Below are 20,246 nucleotides of genomic sequence, written 5' to 3' on the forward strand. Positions count from 1 at the left end.
GGTTTAGCCGCCCGAAACCCACCAGTACCCGACAAGGACCCCATAGCGCGAGGGCAGCCTTATCCATGCGGCGCAGGGCAGGTCTCCTGACTTATACCAGTTTTCACCGCCCTTCTCGCGCCGGTTTCGGGCCGGGGCAATGAGCTTGACGAAGGTGAAAACTAACTCGGTACTTACAGTAGCGCGTCTGTCCGGGATTCGCACCCGGTTCCCTATTAATTCCGGTATTACCCGAAAACCCTGAGCCGTCTGATCGAAATCAAACCAAGAACAACGGCGGCAAAGGTAGAACTTTCGGCGGCCCGGGCTACCTTGGATGGCTGGTAGTAGCGCGAACTTTGTAGCTCGCGTGCCAGAACAACTATTGTTCGAATGGCCCGGGGACGCAAACTACAAAGTTCGCGCTACAGCTACTTTTCTCTGAATTCTCCCATTTCTATGCCTGCACCACTTCCCACCGCGCCGTCCGAGCGCACCATGGCTTCCCGCATCCGGTCCATCGTCAGCGGCTCCATCGGCAACCTGGTGGAGTGGTACGACTGGTACGTGTACTCGGCCTTTTCCCTGTATTTCGCTCCCGCATTTTTCCCCAAAGGCAACCTCACGGCCCAGCTGCTCAACTCGGCGGCCGTGTTTGCCGTGGGCTTTCTGATGCGGCCCCTCGGCGGCTGGCTTATGGGCACCTACGCCGACCGGCACGGCCGCAAAGCCGCCCTAGTGCTGTCGGTGCTGCTGATGTGCGGCGGCTCATTGCTCATTGCCCTCACGCCCGGCTACGACCAGATTGGGGTGGCCGCGCCGGTGCTGTTGGTGCTGGCCCGCCTGTTGCAGGGCCTAAGCGTGGGCGGCGAATACGGCACCTCGGCCACCTACCTCAGTGAAATGGCCGACCAGAAAAACCGAGGCTTCTTTTCCAGCTTTCAGTACGTGACGCTGCTGGGCGGACAGCTGCTGGCGCTGCTGGTGCAGCTGGGACTGCAGCAGGCGCTCAGCGAGTTGCAGATGTACGACTGGGGCTGGCGCGTGCCGTTTGTAATAGGGGCGGGGGCGGCGCTGGTGGCCCTGTATCTGCGGCGGCACATGGAAGAAACCGACTCATTTGTGGTGCAGGAGCAGCAGGCCGAAAATGCCTCGCCGGAGCCCGGCAAGTTGCAGGTGCTGCTGCGCTACCCGCTCGAAATTCTGACGGTGGTAGGTCTCACGCTGGGCGGCACCATCGTGTTCTACACCTTTACGACCTACGCCCAGAAGTTCCTGGTAAACACCGCCGGCTTCAGCAAGGCCGACGCGTCCTGGATTTCGTTTGTCACGCTGGCCGTGGCCTTGGTGCTGCAGCCGCTGTTTGGGGCCGTGTCCGATAGGGTAGGGCGGCGGCCGGTGCTGCTTTTTTTCGGTATCGGGGCCACGCTGGGCACCGTGCCCCTGATGACGCTGCTGGGCCGCACCCACAGCCAGTGGGCCGCCCTGGGCCTGCTGGTGGTAGCCATGATTATCATGAGTGGCTACACCTCCATCAACGCCGTGGTGAAGGCCGAGCTGTTTCCAACGGCCATCCGGGCACTGGGCGTAGGCCTGCCCTACGCCCTGACGGTGGCCCTCTTCGGTGGCTCGGCCGAGTACGTGGCCCTGCAAGCCAAGCAGCTGGGCGTGGAGTCGTGGTTTTATTGGTACGTCACCTTCTGCGCGGCGCTTTCCCTGCTCGTCTACTGGCGCATGCCCGACACCCAGAAAACCAGCCGACTGGATAACTGACCAGCGCTACGCGCTAGTGTAGGGTTGAAACCCGCAAAAAGCCGCTCAGCGGCAGTGCTCCTTGATGATGCGCTTGAGCTCCTTCTCGCCCACGGCCGCGTCGCCCCAGCGCAGCGCCTGCTTCAGCGACTCGCAGGCAGCGGGGTCTTCCAGCTTGATCTGGGCAATGCCAATCATGCGGTGAAACTGGCCCTTGTCAAGAAAATCGGCCATTTCCAGGCATTTGCTGTAGTCGGCCACGGCTTCTTGCAGGCTGCCCTGCTGCTCGTAGGCCAGGCCGCGCGCGGCGTAGGCGTCGAGGTAGCGCGAATTGACGCGCAGGGCCTGGCTGTAGGCGGCCACGGCGCGGGCGTAGTCGTGGCGGGCGTAGGCTAGCTGTCCCAGGCCCAGGTACGCCACCGAATCGGTGGCATTCAGCGTCAGGGCCTTGGTCAGGTGCTGCCGGGCCCGGGTGCTGTCCTGCAAAGCCAAGTAAGTAGAGCCCAGCACCCGGTAGGCCATTGCGTTGTTAGGGTCGAGTTTGAGCACCTGCTTGTAGGAGGCGAGCACGCCGGCATGCTCGCCCAGCTTTTCCTGTAAATCGGCCAGGCGGGTGTAATAGGTGAGGGCGCCCCGGTTTTTAGGGTCGCGCTGCCGGGCCAGCTCGAAGTACCGCTCGGCCTCGGCGGGCGTGCCGCGCCGGCTTAGGTAGGCGCTAAAGCCATAGTACACGTTGGCACTGGCCGAGTCGAGTAGCCAAGCCTGGTTGTAGGCCATCAGCGCCGGCCCGTACTTTTCCTGGTAAAAGGCGCTCCAGCCCGCATCCACGTAGGTTTCGGAGGCGGCGGCGCGGGTCTTGTACTTCTGCAGGGCCTGGGCTACGAACTCCTGGTCGGCCTGGCGGCTGGCGGCGGTGCGGGGCCGGCCGGCGTAGCGCGGCTTTTCGGGCGCGTCGGTACCCTGAGCGCGAATGAGCCGGGGCAGGGCAAGGCAAAAAAGCACCAGCACGAGTAGGGCTTTTCTCATAAGAAGCGCGACGGAAAAAAAGTAGAGTACCCGCCTACTACGTTCGGGCCGGTGGGAGGTTTGTGCGCCGGGCCCGCCGCCGGGGCCAAGTCCGACAACCAGGGCCAACTAAACCGGGCTGCTGCTTGTTGACCCGCCAGAGCCTTGCCGCCCCCAACGGCGCCTTCCGGGGCTTTCCCTTGCGATGACCGAACGTATTCCGACCTATCAGCTGCACGCGTTTGCCCACCCGGCCGATGCCGCCCCGGAGGTGTACTTTCCCGATTACGCCGCGGCTAAGCCCCAAATACCCCTGAACCTCCCGTACCGGGGCGACTACTACAAAATCAGCCTCTGCCTGGGCGGCCGGGCCGAGCTGAAAGCAAATCTGGCGACGTATGCCGTGACTTCTGCCTGCCTCGTGCTGGCCACGCCCGACGTCATCAAGGAGTGGGTGGCGGTATCGGCCGACTACGAAACGCTGTCCGTCTTTTTTACCAAGGATTTCATTACCGCCAACAATGCCGCTACCGGCCGGCTCCACTTTTTGGTGAGCCCGGCCACCTACGTGTTTCAGCTTTCGGCGGCGGAAGCGGAAAATATGGCTCTCTCGTTCCGGTTTCTGCAGCAGAAATACCAGACGCCGCACGCCCAGCGCAGCAACATTCTCAAAAACATCCTCAACAGCCTGCTCTATGAGGTCGGCACCATTCACGACCAGCAGGCAGCCCTGTGCCCCACGCTGCACAACCGCCGCCAGGCGCTGGCCGTGGCCTTCCAAGAGCTGGTACGAGCCCACTGCACCACAGCCCGAAGCGTGCGGTTCTACGCCGACCAGCTCTGCATCAGCCCCAAGTACCTGGGCGAGCTGGTGAAGGAGGCCACCGGGCGCACAGCCGGCGAATGGATAGCCGCCGCCGTGGTGCTGGAAGCCAAAGCCCTGCTGCAGAACCCGGCCCTGACGGTGAGCCAGGTGGCGGAAAGCCTGCAGTTTTCCGACCAGTTCAGCTTCAGCCGGTTTTTCAAAAACACCGCCGGCCTTTCGCCCACGGCCTACCGGCAGGTGGGCTAGCGGTGTCGTTTGCCGCCTTTTGGCCACAGCCTGCCGCCTTATGGCCATTGTCTGGGCTTGGGTCAATAAGGAATTTTGTAGCAGCCGTTGCCGACAACCTGCGCTGAGCCGCCAACCGGCCAGCGTAGCCCCGGCAGCAGCGGCTTTTCACCCACTATTCCTCCTGATATGATCCTGATAACCGGAGCCACTGGCCACCTCGGCACGGCCGTGCTGGAAACCCTGTTGCAAAAAACTGACCCCAGCCAGCTGGCCGCCCTGGTGCGCGACGAGCAAAAAGCCGCCGGCCTCAAAGCGCAGGGCGTAAGCATCCGCGTAGGCAGCTACCACGACTCGGCCTCGCTGGACCAGGCCATGCGGGGCATAGAAAAAGTGCTGCTCATTTCGGGCGGCGGCGAAGATGATGCCCTCCAGCAGCACTACAACGTGATAGATGCGGCCCAAAGGGCCGGGGTGCGGTGCCTGGCCTACACCAGCCGCGCCCTCAAAGACCCCGCTACGCTGGCCAACCAGCTCATGGAGCGGCATTTCCAGACGGAAGCCTACATCCAGGCCAGCGGGCTGCCCTATATTCTCTTCCGCAACATTCTCTACATGGACGTGCTGCCGCTCTTTACCGGCCCCCAGGTGCTGGAAACTGGAATTAATCTACCAGCGGGTCAGGGCCGCGTGGCCTACGCCCTGCGCAGCGAAATGGGCGAAGCCATTGCCAACGTGCTGCTGGAAAGCAGCTGCGACAACCGCGTCTACCGCTTCACCGGCAGCGAGGCGTATTCCTTTGCCGACGTGGCTGCCGCCCTCGCCGGCGCCGCCGGCCAGCCCGTGCGCTACACGCCCATCGAAGCTGCCACGTTTGCGGCCGGCATGCAGGCGCGGGGCGTGCCGGAGCTGGCCACCCGGCGCACCATCGGCTTCCTGACCGACATCAAAAACGGCCAGGAAGCGGAGGTAAGCCCGGAGCTGGAAACCGTGCTCGGCCGCCCCCCGATGTCCCTTGCCGAAGGCGTAAAGCTGCTGTATAAGTTCTAGCCGCTCCCGGCTGACGGGGAAGTTAGCCCGTAAAAAAAGCCCGGTAGCGGAGTCCTGTTGGATTCGGCTGCCGGGCTTTGTGGCGTTTAAATTTCTAGCTGCGGGCTTCTTCCAGGATGCTTTCCACCCAGTTTTTGCCCCAGTCTTCCAGCTCCTGGCTCGTCCAGAGCTGGGGGTAGAAGATGCGCTTCTGGAACTTGGGAGGCAGGTACTTCTTCCAGTTGGTGCCGCCAGTGGCCGCCAGGGCCGTGGGGTCGCGCTCCAGGTAGCGCACCGCCGACTTAAAGTGCATCAAAGGCCAGTTGATGTTCACGTTGGTATCGAGCAGCTTGAGCTGGCGCAGCAGGCGCGGGTGCTGCTGGTCTTCCGGGCTCAGGCGCTGCACCACGGTCCACACGTTGCGGTCCTGGTACTCGGCCGCGTGCTGGCTGAGGTGCTTGCTGTATTTTTCCTCGAATTGAATCAGGGTCAAGGCTTTGGCACCGGTTTCCTCAATGGTGGCCCCGGCTTTCCAGTAGATGCAGCCCATCAGCTCGTCGTGGGCGGCGGCTTCGCCCAGCAGGCGGCGCTTTTCCTTGTTAAGCAGATTGTCGAGGGCCGTGGAGGCAATTTCAATCATGCGGTATTGCACGCTCTGGAAGCCCGAGGCGGGCATCAGGGCCATGCGAAACTGCAGAAACTGGCTTTTGTCCATGCCGTCGACCATCACGTCGAACGAGTCAATCAGATTCTCGAAGTAGCGGTTGATGCGGCCCAGGCGCAGCACCAGTTCGCCCACGGTGGGCTCCTGGAGCTGCCCGATCTGCTCGTACTCGCAGAGGCAGAGCTTGAAATAGAGCTCCGTAATCTGGTGGTACATGATAAAAATCCGCTCGTCGGGAATCTTCGTGAGGGGGCGCTGCAAGCTCAGCAGCGTGTCCAGCTCGATATAGTCCCAGTAATTGACGTAGTCGGCGTAGTAGAGGCCTTCGAGGTAGCCGGCCAAATCCTGGCCGTCGGCAGTATATTTCTGCTGCAGTAGGCGCAGCTGCGCCAGCACGGCAGGCGAAAATTCGTCCTGTTGGAAAGACATGGGTGTGGGTGGTTGGGGCGGGAGAGAGAAACGCCGCTGGGTGGCAACGGCGCCACAAGGAACAAAAAAGCCGCCGAATCTGCCAGCCGCAGGCAACCCTTGAGCCAGCGCCGACATCTACTGGGCCAAAGTGGGTCGAGGCCGCCCTCCTACGAGACGAAGCGTCTATAGGTTGGTATACCGCCGGAATCTCCTACTTTTAGCCCACTTATGGCCGAAAAAAGCAGTATTTTCGATATGATCGGACCGGTGATGATCGGGCCCAGCAGCTCGCACACGGCGGGCGTGGTGCGCATTGCCGGCGCCGCTATCCGCATTCTGGGCTCCTTGCCCACCCATGCCACCATCACGTTCTACAATTCCTTTGCCCGCACCTACGAGGGCCACGGCTCCGACCGCGCCATCGTGGCCGGCCTGCTAGGCATGGCTACCGATGATAAGCGCATCCGCGACGCCTTCGAGCACGCCAAAGAGGCCGGGCTGCAGTACACATTTCAGAGCGTGGGCAACGCCAGCACCATGCACCCCAACACCATTCGGGTGCAGCTGCGCGACGAGCGCACCGGCCACAGCGTGGAGGTTATCGGGCAGAGCCGGGGCGGGGGCGTGATTCGCATTGTGGAAGTCGACGGGTTTCCGTCCGACTTCTCGGCCTCCCTGCACACGCTCATCGTGGATGCCGACGACCGCACGGGCTCCATTGCCTTTATTGCCAGTGTCATTGCCCACGACGACTGCAACATTGCCACCATGTTTGTGAGCCGCAAAGGAAAGAACGACGCGGCCCGGCAATTCATCGAAATGGACTCCGGCATCAAGGAAATAACCCTGCAGTACCTGCGCCAGCTCAGCTGGGTGCACCGCGTAATCTATATTCCAAATATTGAATAGTTGGCCTAATACGTACCTTTATGTCAACGCTTCACACTGCTTCCCGCGCTATGAAAACACCTCGTACTCCGTTTGCACACCAGCTGGCCGCGGTAGGCGTCGGGGCCCTGCTGCTGAGCGCCGCCGCCCAGCCGGCCGCCGCCCAGAATACGCCGCCCGCCCAGCCCCCGGCCGGCACCCTGGCCGCCGCCGCGCCCAGTGGCCCCTATTCGCTGCAGCGCGCCATCGACGTGGCCTGGCAAAACAACCTGACCATCCGGCAGCAGCAGCTCACTACCGAAAACACCGACGCCATTCTGCGCCAGAGCCGCAATGCCCTACTGCCCACGGCCAACGCCAGCGCCACCCAAAACTGGAACTACGGCACCAGCGTCGACCCGCTGACCTACCAGTTTCAGGACCAGACCATCCGGACCAACAACTTTTCGCTCAACTCCCAGGTGACGCTCTTTGCCGGCTTTCAGCTGCGCAACACCATCAAGCGCAACCAGCTCGACTACCAAGCAGGCCTGAGCGACATTGAGAAGTCGCGCAACGACATTGCCCTGAACGTGGCCTCGTCGTTTCTGCAGCTGGTGCTGGCCCAGGAACTGGTGCGGGCCAATGAGGCGCGCGTAAATACCAGCCAGCAGCAGGTGAGCCGCACCCAGAAGCTGCTCAAGGCTGGCAGCGTGGCCGAAAGCAACCTGCTCGACAGCCAGGCCCAACTGGCTTCCGACGAACTCAACGTTATTACGGCCCAGAATCAGGTGGCTTTTTATAAGCTCCAACTGGCCCAGCTGCTGAACCTGTCGTCGCCCACCGGCTTCGAAATTGAGGTGCCCACGCTGCCCGACCCCGACGACGTGGTGCAGCTAACGGCCAACCCCGACGGCACCTACCAGACGGCCGTGGGGCTGATGCCGGAAATCAAGGCCGCCGACCTGCGGGTGCAAAGCTCGTTGCGGTCGGTGGAAGTGGCCCGCGGCGCCTACTACCCACGCCTGACCTTCGGCGGCGGTATTTTCTCGGGCTACTCCTCGTCGCGCACCACGCCGGTGCTCACGGGCGAGCTGGAGGAAGTCGGGCAGTTTCCGCTGTTCATGGAAGACCCGATTACGAAGGTGCGGACCCTGGTGCCCAATACCTACGCCATTGCCCTGCAGCCCGGCTTTCGGAGCCTGCCCGACGGGTTTTTCAACCAGATCAAGACCAACTACGGCAAGCAACTGCAGTTCAACCTGAGCATTCCGATTCTCAATGGTTTTCAGGTGCGCACCAACGTGCAGCGCTCCGAAATAGGGGTGAAGCAGAGCGAATTGCGGGCCGAGCAAACCCGCCTGCAGCTGCGCCAGGATATTCAGCAGGCCTATTCCGACGCCATTGCGGCCCAGCGCAAGTACGGGGCCGCCAAGCGCCAGACCGAAGCCCTGAGCACGGCCTACCGCAACGCCGAAATCCGCTTCAACAACGGCCTGCTCAACGGCACGGACTTCAACATTGCCAAAAACAACCTCTACGGGGCCGAATCGAGCATGATTCAGGCCAAATACGAGTTCATCTTCCGGCGCAAAGTGCTGGATTTCTACGAGGGTCGTGGTCTTGGTTTGTAAGCAAGAATCAGCGTAGCGGAAGCCAGTAGCTCGAATTTACTATTCGAACTACTGGCTTCTTGCTTTTTTTACCCAACTTTCCGCCGTTTTGCCCCCCATTCCCTAGCCGATTCGCCTTTCTATCGAACATGAAAAACAACCGCTTACTGTACATTTTACTGGGCCTCGTGGTGCTGCTGCTGGCTGGCTTTATGGTGGCCAAAAAGCAGGGCTGGATCGGGAAGCCCGCCGGCACCGAGGTAATGACGGCCAAGGCCGCGCCCACGACTATCGTGGAAAAGGTGAGTGCCTCGGGCAAGATTCAGCCCGAAACCGAAGTGAAAATCTCGCCCGACGTATCCGGCGAAATCATTGAGCTGTATGTGGCCGAGGGCGACTCGGTGAAGAAAGGCCAGCTCCTGCTGCGCATCCGGCCCGATAACTACCAGGCCAACGTGAACATGCAGTCGGCCTCGGTGAACACCCAGCGCGCCAACGTGGGCCAGACCCAGGCCCGCCTCCAGCAGCTGATTGCCACGGCCAAGCAAACTGAGCTGACCTACCGCCGTAATGCCTCGCTCTACAAGCAAAAGGTGATTTCGCAGGCCGACTACGAAGCCTCGCAGGCCGCCTACAACGCCTCGCAGGAGGAAATCAACTCGGCCCGCCAGAGCATCCGGGCGGCCCAGAGCAACGTGGCCAGCGCCCAGGCCTCGCTCGACGATGCCCGCCGCAACCTGAACAAAACCACGATTTACGCCCCCGTGAGCGGCACGGTAAGCAAGCTGAACGTGGAGAAAGGCGAGCGGGTAGTAGGTACCTCGCAGATGTCGGGTACCGAAATCATGCGCATTGCCAACCTGAACTCGATGGAAGTGCGGGTGAACGTGAATGAAAACGACATCATCAACGTGCACCTCGGCGACTCGGTAGAAGTAGAAGTGGACAGCTACGCCAGCAAGGATGAGAAATTCCGGGGCCTGGTAACTAGCATTGCCAACACGGCCAAGGACGCGCTGACGGCCGAAGCCGTTACCGAATTTGAAGTCCGCATCCGCCTCTTGCCCGAGTCGTACCGCCACCTGGTGCGCACCGTGCAGGGCCGCTCCATCGTGCCGTTCCGCCCCGGCATGACGGCCTCCGTGGACATCATTACTGACCGTAAAAGCAACGTGATGAGCGTGCCGCTGGCTGCCGTAACCACCCGCTCGGATAGCGCCACCACGGCCGCCGGCGGCAAAGACGGCGGTGGCCCCAAAGTGACGCGGGGCAGCGCCGGTCCGGCCGAGCCCGAGGGCAAAGCCGCGCCCAAAACCGATATCCAGGAAGTCGTATTCGTGGTGCGCAACGGCAAAGCCACGCTCACACCCGTCAAAACCGGTATCAGCGACTTTGCTAACATCGAAATCAAGAGCGGGCTGCAGGCCGGCGACGAAGTGGTGAGCGGGCCGTTCCGGGCCGTGGCCAAAACCCTGAAGGACGGCGGCGCGGTAGTCGTGAAAGATGCCAACACCATCAACAAAGCCGCCCTGAAGGAAGAACCCGAGGACGATAAGTAAGAATAGCGTAAGCCCAAAGCCGCGCCGGGAGCTACCCAGCGCGCGCCAAATGCTAACAGACGCAGACAAAACGCTAACAGACGCGTTTTCGGGTAGTTGAGAGGCCGGGAGCAGATGCTGCTTCCGGCCTCTCATTTTTTTTGCCTAAACTCGGCTCCCTGACCTCAAAAATTCCCTTCCCCGGTGGATAAAATAGCCATGATTGGCGGCGGCTCCTGGGCCACTGCGCTTACCAAGATACTGTCGGAAAATGGCGCCCGCGTGGGCTGGTGGATGCGCAACAAGGACGACGTGCAGCACCTGCTGCGCACCCGTCACAACCCGCGCTATCTGTCCTCCGTGGCCTTCGACCTGACCCGCGTGCATCCTTCCACCGACCTGAAGGAAGTGGTGGAAGACGCCGACTGGCTGGTGCTGGCCGTGCCCGCCGCCTTCGTGCAGAGTACCCTGGAAAAGCTGGACCGCGACTCGCTGAAAAGCAAGCGGGTCATTTCGGCCATCAAGGGCATGGTGCCCGGCAAAAACGTGCTGGTAACCGATTACGTGGCTGAGCGGTTCCGGCTGCCCCACGAGCGGATAGGAGTGGTGGCCGGGCCCTGCCACGCCGAGGAAGTGGCCCTCGAAAAGCAGAGCTACCTCACCATCGGCTCGGCCAGCCTGGAACTGGCCGACACTTTCTGCCTGCTGCTGCGCAACCGCTTCGTGAAGGCCCACCCGATGGAAGACCTCGACGGCATCGAGTATTTCGCCGTCATGAAAAACATCATTGCCCTGACCTGCGGTATTGCCCACGGCCTGGGCTACGGCGACAATTTCCAGGCGGTGCTGGTCAGCAACGCGGTGCAGGAAATGCGCCGCTTCGTACACGCCATGAACCCCCAGCCGCGCGACCTGTCGGCCTCGGCCTACCTCGGCGACTTACTGGTGACGGCCTACTCGCAGTTTTCGCGCAACCGCACCTTCGGCAGCATGATTGGGCGGGGCTACTCAGTGAAGTCGGCGCAGATGGAAATGAACATGGTGGCCGAGGGCTACTACGCCGTCAAGAGCATTTATGAGCTCAACAAGAAGCTGAACGTACACATGCCCATCACCTCGGCCGCGTATCATATTCTCTACGAGAAGATTTCGCCGGCCGTGGAGCTGGAGATTTTGAAGGAGAAGTTCCGGTAGGGCTTTTATGTGGACTCTACTCCAGAGCCAAGCCGATGTTGACTACCTGATGGAGGTGTACAGAGGCTTTCACGACAGCTGCATCAAAGAAATTGCGGTGCAAAACCGGGAGTTCGTAGACGAGCGTCTGGCTATGGGCTTTGGCAATCAAACCTTTGTCAGAATGCTGTTCCAAAGCCAGTTCCGTAAGGCGTCAGTCATTGAAATTCTTTTTGAAGACGTTGTAAGATTTAACTGGATACAAGACGAGCGAAATGCTGATACGGGGTTGAGTATGCTGATGGCAGCCGTCTGCTACTGGCAGGATGATACCTTGTACTGGGCTGAGGATATGGACTGGAGCGTAGACGCAGAGGATAAGAACGACTACCGCTGGATTGCGGCCAAGCAAGGGCGCTGGCGCATTGTGGAATCCGCTTTGGGCCCCGATACCAGACTGTCGGAGCCAACCAATTCGTAGCTGATTTACGTTAGCTACTCCTAAAAACTGAAACTATGGGCACCTGGGGCTACTACAATTTCGACAACGACGCGGCGGCCGACTTCGCCGAGGATTTCCGCGACAACCACAGCGAGGCTGTGCTCTACGAGGCCCTGGCCACCGCCGCCGAGGAAGAAGGCTCCCTGGAGGCCGACGAAGCCAGTGAAGCCCTGGCCGCCGCCGAAATCGTGGCCGCCATCCTAGGCAAGCCCGCCCGGGAGTTTCCCGCCGACCTGATTCCGGTGATTGTGAAGCTCGATGCCGCCGAAAGTGAAGACCTGCGCGAGCTGGCCACTGAGGCCGTGGAGGCCATCCTGAAAAAGTCGGCGCTGCAGGAGCTGTGGGCCGGCAAGGACGACTACCAGAACTGGCAGCAGCTGCAGCACGAGCTGCTGGAAAGGTTGAAATAACGTGCCCTGGCTGCTATTAGCGCTGCTTACGGCTTTGTGCCTGGCGCTCTACAACTTCTTCATCAAGCTGGCCGCCGACCATATTCCGGCCGCCGTGGGCGCGGTGGTGCTGCAATTGGTAGCCGCCGCGCTGGGCGCCGTGTGGCTCGTGCGCCTCAAGCTCCAGGGCCAGCCGCTGCCCATTACCAACAAGGGCCTGGTGCTGGCGGCGCTGGCCGGGCTGGGTGTGGGCCTAGCTGAAATCCTGACCTTTGTGGTGTTTAGCCGAGGCGTGTCGTCGTCGGTAGGCACGCCGGTCATTGTGGGCGGCTCGGTGCTGCTTACGGCCGTGCTGGGACTGGTGGTGCTACGCGAGGCGCTGTCGTGGCCCCAGGCATTGGGGCTGGTGAGCATCGTGGCAGGCATCGTGCTGCTGGCGCGCGGGCACTAGCGCGGCTCGGGTTTGACTACGCCAAAGCCAGCGTAGCGGGCTCCAGCACGTGCAGGCTTTGGTGCAGGGCCGCGTTCAGCTGGGTGTGGTGGCAGGCCAAGTACGTACTGAGCTGGCGGCCTTTGTAGACGAACAGTTTGGTGTCGGCGTACCACGGGGCCGCATCGGTAGGCGGGCAGAACACGAGCAGCACTAGCTGGTGGCCGCTGTGAAACGTCAGGCTTAGGGCTGCGCCCTGGTGTTCCTCATCCTGCCAGCCCCGCACCTTACGTGGGCCGTAGGTCATGAGCAGGGGCAAATATTCCTGGAGCTGGGCTTGGGTGATTTGCTGGCAGCCGCTGGAGAGCGTGCCGACCAGCTGCAGCTGCGTGGCCAGCTCGTCGCGAATCTTCTGGTTGAGCCGGGCCTGGCTTCGGGTGCGTTTCAGCTGTAACAATTTCCTCATACACACTGTAGAATCCAGCTTTGCAGTTGGCGAAGCTTCCCGAACGGGCGGTGGCCGTACAAAGCCTGCCAGCCGCTGATTCGTTCCGTTGGCCCGATAAATTTTAGCCCGGTTGTTGTGGAGCCCGCCCCGGCGCCGCACCCACCGGCCGCCCTGCTTCCCGCTGTTTTGCAGCACTCCGGCTACTACTTCGGCGGTAGCCCACCAATCATTTCTGATGTTTAGCAACAATGCAGGTAGTGTAGTCTATCTGTATTTGAATCAACGTAGTATGCTTTCAGTTGTTTCTGCCGCGCCCGTGTCCCGCAAGACGCACCGGCTGGCCGTGAGTGCCCTTTTTTTCCTGCAGGGCCTGTGCTTTGCCAGCTGGGCCTCGCGCATTCCCAGCATCCAGCAGAAGATGGGCCTCTCGGATGCCGAACTGGGCGTGGTACTGTTTGCCCTGCCCGTGGGGCTGATGCTTTCCTTGCCTTTATCGGGGTGGCTGGTGGCCACGCAGGGCAGCCGCCGCATGGCCCTCATCGGCACGGTGCTCTACAGCAGCACGCTGGTCAGCATCGGGTGGGCCCCTGGGCTGCCGGTGCTGGTGGGTTGCCTGTTTCTGTTCGGGCTGGGCGGCAACCTGGTCAATATTGCGGTGAACACCCAGGCCGTGGGCGTGGAGGCTCTCTACAGTCGCTCCATCATGGCGGCCTTTCACGGCATCTGGAGCCTGGCGGGCTTCACCGGGGCCGCCGTGGGCACCCTAATGCTGGCCCGGGGCTTCGACCCGCTGACGCACTTCTTGGTCATCTGGGGCGCGGTGCAGCTGGGCTTGCTGGTGTGCTGGCCCTATTCCCTGCGCGAAGACCGGCCCGGCGAGGCCGACCAGCCCATCTTCGCCAAGCCCGACAAGGAGCTACTGGGCCTGGGCCTGATTGCCTTTTGCTCGATGATCTGCGAAGGCGCTATGTTCGACTGGAGCGGCATTTACTTCCGGAAAGTGGTGCTGGCCGAGCCGGCCTGGGTGGGTGTGGGCTACACGGCTTTTATGAGCACCATGGCCGGTGGCCGCTTCGTGGCCGACTGGTTTGCCCACCGCTTCGGCGTGCGCCGGGTGCTGCAGCTCAGCGGACTGCTCACGGCCTCGGGGCTGCTGCTGGCCGTGCTGTTGCCGGCGCTGCCCACGGCCGTGCTAGGGTTTCTGCTGGTAGGTTTCGGGGTGTCGTCGGTGGTGCCGCTGGTGTATAGCGCGGCGGGACGGGCGTCGTCTATGTCGCCGGGCGTGGCGCTGGCCGCAGTTTCTACGGTGGGCTTTCTGGGGTTCCTCATTGGCCCGCCGCTCATTGGCCTGGTTGCCGGGGCCTTCAGTCTGCGAATTTCCTTCTCCATTATTGCCGTCATGGGCTTGTGCATCAGTATTGTGGCCAGCCGGGCCAAGGTGTAATATTTTGGCCCCGATAGGTAGCGCCGAGCCACGGAATAATTCGGGTCACATAACAGGTAATGCCGCAATAGAGCCAACTATTGGGTCAGGAATCCAAAGACTTAGCTGTTGTTAACCAGGGTAAACGAAGGGTTGCGGCGGCAGCCTTCTAGTCCGGTGTTGGGCGGCCTGCTACTGTTCTGCTAGTAGGATGTTGGTTAAAACATTGTGGGCAATTTTTGGTACTTTACTACCAGCCAATCTACCCTCAACACCAACACCAATGTCACAAAACGAAAATTCAACCAACAACGCCAACGGCTCCAACGGAACCGGCGGCAATGGCACGGGCACGGCCGTAACCGGCGCGGGCACCTCCCACGACCAGCGTACTGCCGAGGGGGAAAATGCCCAAACCCTGACCACTCGCCAGGGCCACCCGCTGACCAACAACCAGAACCTGCGCACCGTGGGCAACCGCGGTCCGGCCACGCTGGAAAACTACCAGTTCCTGGAAAAAATCAGCCATTTCGACCGGGAGCGGGTTCCAGAGCGCGTGGTGCACGCCCGCGGGGCCGGGGCCCACGGCGTGTTCGAAGCCTACGGCAAAGTGGGCGACGAGCCAATAGAAAAGTATACCCGCGCCAAGCTTTTCAACACGGCCGGCAAGCAGACGCCGGTGTTCGTGCGCTTCAGCACGGTGGGCCACGGCGGCCATTCGCCCGAAACCCTGCGCGACCCGCGCGGCTTCGCCGTGAAGTTCTACACCGAAGATGGCAACTGGGACCTGGTAGGCAACAACCTGAAGGTATTCTTCATCCGCGACGCCATGAAGTTTCCGGATTTGATTCACTCCCAGAAGCCCGACCCGGTACATAACCGGCAGACCGGGGAGCGGATTTTCGACTTCATTTCGAATACGCCCGAGGCCATGCACATGGTGTCGTTCCTGTTTTCGCCCTGGGGCATTCCGGCCAACTACCGCCAGATGCAGGGCTCGGGCGTGAACACCTACAAGTGGGTAAACCAAGCTGGCGAGGCTGTGCTGGTCAAATACCACTGGGAGCCGCTGCAGGGCATCAAAAACCTGACGGCCCAGGAAGCCGAGGCCATTCAGGCCAAAAACTTCAACCACGCCACCCAGGACCTGTTTGAGCACATTGCCAAGGGCGACTTCCCGCAGTGGGAGCTACGGGTGCAGATCATGAGCGACGACGAACACCCGGAACTGGACTTCGACCCGCTCGACGATACCAAAATCTGGCCCGAGGACCAGTTTCCGCACCTGCCCGTGGGCAAGATGACGCTCAACAAAAACCCCGAAAACTACTTCGCCGAGGTAGAGCAGTCGGCTTTCGGTACCGGCGTGCTGGTCGATGGCCTCGACTTTTCGGACGATAAAATGCTGCAGGGCCGTACGTTCTCGTACTCCGATACTCAGCGCTACCGCGTGGGCACCAACTACCTGCAGCTGCCCATCAACGCGCCCAAAAAGCACGTGGCCACCAACCAGCGCGACGGCCAGATGGCCTACCACGTCGATTCGGCGCCGGGCCAGAACCTGCACACCAACTACGAGCCCAGCTCCCTCAACGGCTTGAAGGAAGCGCCCCGCTCGGCCCCCGACCACACACCGGAGTACAAAGGCCGGCTGCTGCGCGAAACCATCGACCGGACCAACAACTTCAAGCAGGCCGGGGAGCGGTACCGCCTGCACGAGGACTGGGAGCGGGACGACCTGATCAGCAACATGGTAGGGGCCCTGGCCGATGCCGACCGCAAAGTGAGCGACAAAATGGTGGAGCTCTGCACCAACTGCGACCCGGACTGGGGCAAGCGCCTGGCCGACGGCCTGCAGCAGGCCCGCAGCGGCAAAGCAGCGGAAGGCGGCAACCAATACAACGAGCGCAAAGGTGAGGAAGCGGTGCAGCAAGCCGAAGCCATAGCCCACGACGCGAAGCCCTACTAGGCTTCGGCATTCAACAACGCAAAAGCGCCCGGTGAGTCATTCACCGGGCGCTTTTGTGCTTCTACCAACCGGCAAGACTACTGGAACTTTAGTGGTTGGTGCTTTGTGACAACTGCCGAAAATACCTGCAACGGGCCAGCTGAGCCGTGCAGCCGACCCGTTGCAGGTACTGGAAGGTAAGTTTAGCGGCGCTTGAGCTTGTAGAGTACTCGGCCCCGAACCAGGGTTTCTACGCTGTCTTTATCAAATACCAGCTTCGTGGCAAACAGGCGCACGGAGTCGGCGCGGTGCTGGAAACCTAGCGTGCGGACCGGGGTGTCTTTGTTCTTGAAAGTGATGTTGTCGATATCGTTGCCAGGGCCTACGCCAAAATCGGTGCTGGTGTAATACGCGTCGACTCCTGCCAATCCCCGAAGCTGGCCGCTGGCGGTGAACTGCAGCTGCACTGGCTTGCCCACCGAATCGATGCCGGCGTAGCGGCCCGCGAAAAGCAGGCTGTTCACGGCCGCGTTTAGGCCGTCGAGCTTCCCTGGTTGCACGCCGGGCACCCGCCGGAACGACGACCGGTCCACAATCTGGCGGGCCTTGCTGTAGGTGGTAAGCACCAGCATCGTGTCGCCGGGGCCCAGCACGTAGCTGATTTCCGTGAAATTGCTCGGTTCCTTGTAGTCAAGGTAATTGGTGGGCAGGGAAGTGGCCTGCAGGCCAGGGCGGAAATAGATGGTCATGTCATCACCCTCATGGTTACCAAGGCCCAAGATAACTTCCAGACTGTCGCCGGCTTGCCCGGCCAGGCTGATGTCCATTTCCGATACTCTCCCAGCCCTATCGGCGGCCAAGATAGGCGACTTGGTTTTGTTTACTGCGGTCAGATATTCAGTATTCACCCAGGCCCCGCGTAGAAATGGCCCAAATTGCCGGGCCAACACCTGTGCTTGTGCGGGCGGGGCGGGGCTGGTGCCAACGGCCGAGTCAGCGGCGGCGGGCGGGGTAGCTGTAGCCGACTTCTGCTCCGAATCGGTACTCTGGCAGGCTAGCCACAGCGGCACCGATAAGATAGGTAAGAGCCGGCTGAGCGGGCGGAGAAAAGGCAACTGGGGCATAGGGAAGGAGAGAATATGCACAGAAATATACCGCATGAGGTTGGTGCTACTATCCAGACGTATCGTCTAGCTCGGGTTCAGGAGTGGGCTGCAGAACCTCGGAGGAGTCGGCTGGCTCGGCGGGTACTTCGGCGTCGGCCGCCGAGTCGCGGGCTGCCTCAGCCCGTTGCTGGGCTTCTTCGGCTGCTGCGAGCGAGTCGGCCCGCAGCTGGTCGGGGTCGGCTGCGGGCTCGTCAGTGGCAGGCTGCGCAGCGGTACTCCGGCGCGGCTTAGCGGTTTGGGTGGGAGCGGGGGCTTTATCCGTTAGCTCCTTGGCGATATGCGCTATGCCCCACGCAGCCCAGCCCAGGCCGCCGGCTACGGCTGCTACCACGGCCGCGCGGTGCCACTGCAACTGCCACCGGCCAGCAGCCGGGGCCGCCTTGGCCACGGGCCGCGTGCGGGCCACCGTTGCGGGCCGGGGCGTTCCGGCCGCTACTGCCGCCGGCGCTGACACCACCGGCGCGGCACTGGCTGGGGTGGCTGTCGTAGGCCGGTTTTGCAGCTCCTGGATGAGGCTGCCCAACTGCTCGATACGCGCATCAAGGGCTTGGTTACGCGCCGCCGATTCTGCTTGGGCCACCCGAATTGCTTCCTGCAGGGCGGCTTTTTGCTGGGTTTCGGCCGCCAGTCGGGTTTGTAGCGCGGCCGTTTCGGGGGCCTGGGCCGATGATTGCCGCAGCTGGCTCTGGAGCTGGCCGATAAGCTGCTCCCGCTCGGCTTCCCGGGCCGCCGTGGCCTGGGTCTGGGCCTGCAATTCGGCTCGCACCTGCTGCCGGATCTGTTCGAGGCGCTGTTTCTCGTCACGGCTGGCAGCGGCTGCGTCGGCGGGCGGGTAGCCGTAGGGCATATCCAACGGAATGTCTTCGGCCCCGAGCCAGCGCCAGAGTTGCCCAGCCTTATGCTCCCAGTAGCCAATGGGCGCCACCAGGTCGGCTACTTCTTCGGCCACGGTAGGGTCGGCTTCCGGCTCCTCGGCCAGCTCCCGGGCCCAGTTGAGCAGGGCTGCCGGCGCCAAGTTGATGCCCGGACGGACCAGCGGCCAGAGCCGGCGCGGCAACTGGGCGGCGTGGCGCAGCAGCTGGAAGCTCTCGGCCTCCGGCTGCTGGCGCACCTGCTGCTCGACCGAAGGGCCGAACGTGGCTTGCTCGGTGAAGACCACAATGCCCGTAATATCTTGGCTCTGAATAGGAGTAGGGCTCAAGTCGGTGCCGAGCCAGGCGGCCAGCACCGGCTGCTGGCGCTGCAAAGTCCGGAACGGGTTGGCCAGCGGTTGCCCGCCCAGCTGCCAGGTGTCTTGGCCGAGCTGCCCAATGGTGAGCTGCCCCGGTTCGGCCACGAAAACCAGGGTTGTGAGGCTGTGGGGCCGGATAATTACCGCATCGAAAGCCTGGTCGGCTACCGCGAAATTACCCAGCAGCAGGGTTGGTTCAGCGGCGGCCTCCTGTTGCAGGGCTTCCTGCACGGCTTGGTACTGCGCCTGGTGCGTGGGGTTGGAGAAAGGGGCAAACAGAAAGCTGTGGAGCATACGCGAAGAAAGCACATTACCGCTGAACCTCCTCAGCAGGACGGGCCAGGGTTCTGAGCAACTTTCTAACTTGCCGGCTCTTCTTCTCACCGGTTTATCCTACTGCCTTGAAACGCTCTACCGTATTGGCGCCCTTACTGGCGGCGCTGCTTCTGCTTACTGCCAGTGTGGCCGCTCCGGCGCAAAAGCGCAAAATCGACGTTCGGCAGGAGTTTGCGCGGGCCGGAGAGCAGCTTACCAGCTTGCTCAAAACCCACCCCGACCTCACCAAATTTCCTTATTCCACTCGCCCCGATGGCACGCTGAAGGACACGAAGTCAGAGTGGTGGACCAGTGGCTTTTTCGGCGGCACGCTCTGGTATATGTATGAGTATAGCAAGCAGCCGCAGTGGCAGCAGGCTGCCGACCGGTGGACGGTGGCTATGCAGCCCGAGCAGCACAACACCGGCACCCACGATTTGGGCTTTATGCTGTATTGCCCCTTCGGCAATGGCTACCGGCTCACCCAAAACCCTGCCTACAAGCCCGTGTTGCTCACCGGGGCGCAGTCGTTGGCTACCCGCTTCAACCCCGCGGTGGGCCTTATCAAGTCTTGGAACGACTTTGCCGGCTATAAGTATCCGGTTATCATCGACAACATGATGAACCTGGAGCTGCTCTGCTGGGCCGCCCGCACCAGCGGCGACTCCACGCTGCGCCGTCTGAGCATTATTCACGCCGACAACACGCTCAAAAACCACTTCCGGCCCGATGGTAGTACGTTTCACGTAGTCTGCTACGACGATAAAGGCCAGGTGCTGGCCCGCAAAACCGCCCAGGGCGCCGCTGACAATTCGGCCTGGGCCCGGGGGCAGGCCTGGGCCATTTACGGCTACACCATGCTCTACCGCGAAACCCGGCTGGACCGCTACCGGCAGCAGGCCCGCAAAACAGCCGACTTTTTCCTGAACCACCCCAACCTGTCCGCCGACAAGATTCCCTACTGGGATCTTAACGCGCCCAGCATCCCCAGCGAGGAGCGCGACGCCTCAGCGGCGGCCATCGTGGCTTCAGCGCTGCTGGAGCTGCAGCTCTACAGCCCCGCCGCCGATGCCAAGCGCTACCGCCAGGCCGCCGAGCAGATGCTGGTGAGCTTGAGCAGCCCCGCCTACCGTGCCGCGCCGGGCACCAACCACGACTTTCTTATCAAGCATTGCGTAGCCCACAAACCCGCCAAATCGGAAGTGGATGCCCCGCTGGTGTACGCCGACTACTACTACCTGGAAGCCCTGCTCCGCTACGACCGGCTGAAATAGGCCATTTCAAACGGTTTCAATTGCGCCAGCAGCGTTGT

Annotated in this window: 18 protein-coding genes and 1 riboswitch; of the genes, 13 read left to right on the forward strand and 5 right to left on the reverse strand. The window is 61.8% G+C overall.

The window, feature by feature from the left end; genetic code table 11:
• Positions 1-59 precede the first annotated feature (59 nt).
• Positions 60-258, reverse strand: a riboswitch (cobalamin riboswitch).
• A gap of 219 nt (positions 259-477) precedes the next feature.
• Positions 478-1,752 carry an MFS transporter gene (locus tag LGH74_RS22455; RefSeq protein ID WP_431357457.1) on the forward strand — a complete coding sequence of 425 codons (1,275 nt, stop codon included), beginning with the start codon at positions 478-480 and terminating at the stop codon, positions 1,750-1,752.
• 45 nt (positions 1,753-1,797) lie between these two features.
• On the opposite strand, the gene LGH74_RS22460 is transcribed toward LGH74_RS22455, so the two are convergent.
• On the reverse strand, positions 1,798-2,757 hold the full coding sequence (locus LGH74_RS22460; protein WP_226179997.1) for a tetratricopeptide repeat protein: 960 nt from the start codon (positions 2,755-2,757) through the stop codon (positions 1,798-1,800).
• A 184-nt stretch (positions 2,758-2,941) separates the two neighbouring features.
• Between LGH74_RS22460 and LGH74_RS22465 the strand changes: the two genes are divergently transcribed.
• Positions 2,942-3,808 (forward strand): helix-turn-helix domain-containing protein, encoded by an 867-nt coding sequence (locus tag LGH74_RS22465; protein WP_226179999.1) that lies wholly within the window; start codon positions 2,942-2,944, stop codon positions 3,806-3,808.
• A gap of 168 nt (positions 3,809-3,976) precedes the next feature.
• Positions 3,977-4,837: an SDR family oxidoreductase gene (locus LGH74_RS22470; protein ID WP_226180001.1), complete on the forward strand. Its 861-nt coding sequence runs from the start codon at positions 3,977-3,979 to the stop codon at positions 4,835-4,837.
• A 94-nt stretch (positions 4,838-4,931) separates the two neighbouring features.
• Here LGH74_RS22470 and LGH74_RS22475 read toward each other — a convergent pair whose 3' ends face one another.
• Entirely contained in the window at positions 4,932-5,909 is a 978-nt protein-coding gene (locus LGH74_RS22475) for a tryptophan 2,3-dioxygenase family protein (RefSeq protein ID WP_226180003.1), read from the reverse strand.
• A 210-nt stretch (positions 5,910-6,119) separates the two neighbouring features.
• Between LGH74_RS22475 and sdaAB the strand changes: the two genes are divergently transcribed.
• The 7 genes from sdaAB to LGH74_RS22510 all read left to right on the forward strand — a co-directional run bounded on the left by sdaAB (position 6,120) and on the right by LGH74_RS22510 (position 12,424).
• Entirely contained in the window at positions 6,120-6,800 is a 681-nt protein-coding gene (gene sdaAB / locus LGH74_RS22480) for an L-serine ammonia-lyase, iron-sulfur-dependent subunit beta (protein ID WP_226180005.1), read from the forward strand.
• 50 nt (positions 6,801-6,850) lie between these two features.
• A complete protein-coding gene (locus LGH74_RS22485; RefSeq protein ID WP_226180007.1) occupies positions 6,851-8,392 on the forward strand; it encodes a TolC family protein in 1,542 nt (513 codons plus the stop codon).
• Positions 8,393-8,520: 128 nt separating this feature from the next.
• Positions 8,521-9,930, forward strand: a complete 1,410-nt coding sequence (locus tag LGH74_RS22490) for an efflux RND transporter periplasmic adaptor subunit (RefSeq protein WP_226180009.1) — start codon at positions 8,521-8,523, stop codon at positions 9,928-9,930.
• Between the two features lie 183 nt (positions 9,931-10,113).
• Positions 10,114-11,103, forward strand: coding sequence for an NAD(P)H-dependent glycerol-3-phosphate dehydrogenase (locus LGH74_RS22495; RefSeq protein ID WP_226180011.1), 990 nt, complete (start codon positions 10,114-10,116; stop codon positions 11,101-11,103).
• Between the two features lie 7 nt (positions 11,104-11,110).
• Positions 11,111-11,563, forward strand: coding sequence for a hypothetical protein (locus LGH74_RS22500; RefSeq protein ID WP_226180012.1), 453 nt, complete (start codon positions 11,111-11,113; stop codon positions 11,561-11,563).
• A gap of 35 nt (positions 11,564-11,598) precedes the next feature.
• The gene (locus LGH74_RS22505) at positions 11,599-11,994 is read left to right on the forward strand and encodes a DUF4259 domain-containing protein (protein WP_226180014.1); all 396 of its coding nucleotides are present in this window, start codon (positions 11,599-11,601) and stop codon (positions 11,992-11,994) included.
• 1 nt (position 11,995) lies between these two features.
• On the forward strand, positions 11,996-12,424 hold the full coding sequence (locus LGH74_RS22510; RefSeq protein ID WP_226180016.1) for an EamA family transporter: 429 nt from the start codon (positions 11,996-11,998) through the stop codon (positions 12,422-12,424).
• A gap of 16 nt (positions 12,425-12,440) precedes the next feature.
• Here LGH74_RS22510 and LGH74_RS22515 read toward each other — a convergent pair whose 3' ends face one another.
• The gene (locus tag LGH74_RS22515) at positions 12,441-12,869 is read right to left on the reverse strand and encodes a hypothetical protein (RefSeq protein ID WP_226180018.1); all 429 of its coding nucleotides are present in this window, start codon (positions 12,867-12,869) and stop codon (positions 12,441-12,443) included.
• Positions 12,870-13,140: 271 nt separating this feature from the next.
• On the opposite strand from LGH74_RS22515, the gene LGH74_RS22520 reads away from it, so the two are divergent.
• Complete coding sequence (locus LGH74_RS22520) at positions 13,141-14,295, forward strand: MFS transporter (RefSeq protein WP_226180020.1); 1,155 nt, start codon at positions 13,141-13,143, stop codon at positions 14,293-14,295.
• A 262-nt stretch (positions 14,296-14,557) separates the two neighbouring features.
• A complete protein-coding gene (locus LGH74_RS22525; RefSeq protein WP_226180022.1) occupies positions 14,558-16,243 on the forward strand; it encodes a catalase in 1,686 nt (561 codons plus the stop codon).
• 182 nt (positions 16,244-16,425) lie between these two features.
• Here LGH74_RS22525 and LGH74_RS22530 read toward each other — a convergent pair whose 3' ends face one another.
• Positions 16,426-17,346, reverse strand: coding sequence for a hypothetical protein (locus tag LGH74_RS22530; RefSeq protein WP_226180024.1), 921 nt, complete (start codon positions 17,344-17,346; stop codon positions 16,426-16,428).
• A gap of 49 nt (positions 17,347-17,395) precedes the next feature.
• Positions 17,396-18,913: a hypothetical protein gene (locus LGH74_RS22535; protein ID WP_226180025.1), complete on the reverse strand. Its 1,518-nt coding sequence runs from the start codon at positions 18,911-18,913 to the stop codon at positions 17,396-17,398.
• 107 nt (positions 18,914-19,020) lie between these two features.
• Here LGH74_RS22535 and LGH74_RS22540 point away from each other — a divergent pair, with 107 nt between their 5' ends.
• The gene (locus LGH74_RS22540; RefSeq protein ID WP_226180027.1) at positions 19,021-20,208 is read left to right on the forward strand and encodes a glycoside hydrolase family 88 protein; all 1,188 of its coding nucleotides are present in this window, start codon (positions 19,021-19,023) and stop codon (positions 20,206-20,208) included.
• Positions 20,209-20,246: the final 38 nt, after the last annotated feature.

This window comes from Hymenobacter lucidus, from assembly GCF_020447265.1.
GTDB lineage: Bacteria > Bacteroidota > Bacteroidia > Cytophagales > Hymenobacteraceae > Hymenobacter > Hymenobacter lucidus.

Coding starts and splice junctions, on each gene's coding strand:
- LGH74_RS22460 (WP_226179997.1), bottom strand. CDS start 2,757: ATGAGAAAAGCCCTACTCGTGCTGGTGCTTTTTTGCCTTGCCCTGCCC.
- LGH74_RS22485 (WP_226180007.1), top strand. CDS start 6,851: ATGAAAACACCTCGTACTCCGTTTGCACACCAGCTGGCCGCGGTAGGC.
- LGH74_RS22525 (WP_226180022.1), top strand. CDS start 14,558: ATGTCACAAAACGAAAATTCAACCAACAACGCCAACGGCTCCAACGGA.
- LGH74_RS22520 (WP_226180020.1), top strand. CDS start 13,141: ATGCTTTCAGTTGTTTCTGCCGCGCCCGTGTCCCGCAAGACGCACCGG.
- LGH74_RS22465 (WP_226179999.1), top strand. CDS start 2,942: ATGACCGAACGTATTCCGACCTATCAGCTGCACGCGTTTGCCCACCCG.
- LGH74_RS22490 (WP_226180009.1), top strand. CDS start 8,521: ATGAAAAACAACCGCTTACTGTACATTTTACTGGGCCTCGTGGTGCTG.
- LGH74_RS22470 (WP_226180001.1), top strand. CDS start 3,977: ATGATCCTGATAACCGGAGCCACTGGCCACCTCGGCACGGCCGTGCTG.
- LGH74_RS22500 (WP_226180012.1), top strand. CDS start 11,111: ATGTGGACTCTACTCCAGAGCCAAGCCGATGTTGACTACCTGATGGAG.
- LGH74_RS22530 (WP_226180024.1), bottom strand. CDS start 17,346: ATGCCCCAGTTGCCTTTTCTCCGCCCGCTCAGCCGGCTCTTACCTATC.
- LGH74_RS22475 (WP_226180003.1), bottom strand. CDS start 5,909: ATGTCTTTCCAACAGGACGAATTTTCGCCTGCCGTGCTGGCGCAGCTG.
- LGH74_RS22505 (WP_226180014.1), top strand. CDS start 11,599: ATGGGCACCTGGGGCTACTACAATTTCGACAACGACGCGGCGGCCGAC.
- LGH74_RS22535 (WP_226180025.1), bottom strand. CDS start 18,913: ATGCTCCACAGCTTTCTGTTTGCCCCTTTCTCCAACCCCACGCACCAG.
- LGH74_RS22455 (WP_431357457.1), top strand. CDS start 478: ATGGCTTCCCGCATCCGGTCCATCGTCAGCGGCTCCATCGGCAACCTG.
- sdaAB (WP_226180005.1), top strand. CDS start 6,120: ATGGCCGAAAAAAGCAGTATTTTCGATATGATCGGACCGGTGATGATC.
- LGH74_RS22515 (WP_226180018.1), bottom strand. CDS start 12,869: ATGAGGAAATTGTTACAGCTGAAACGCACCCGAAGCCAGGCCCGGCTC.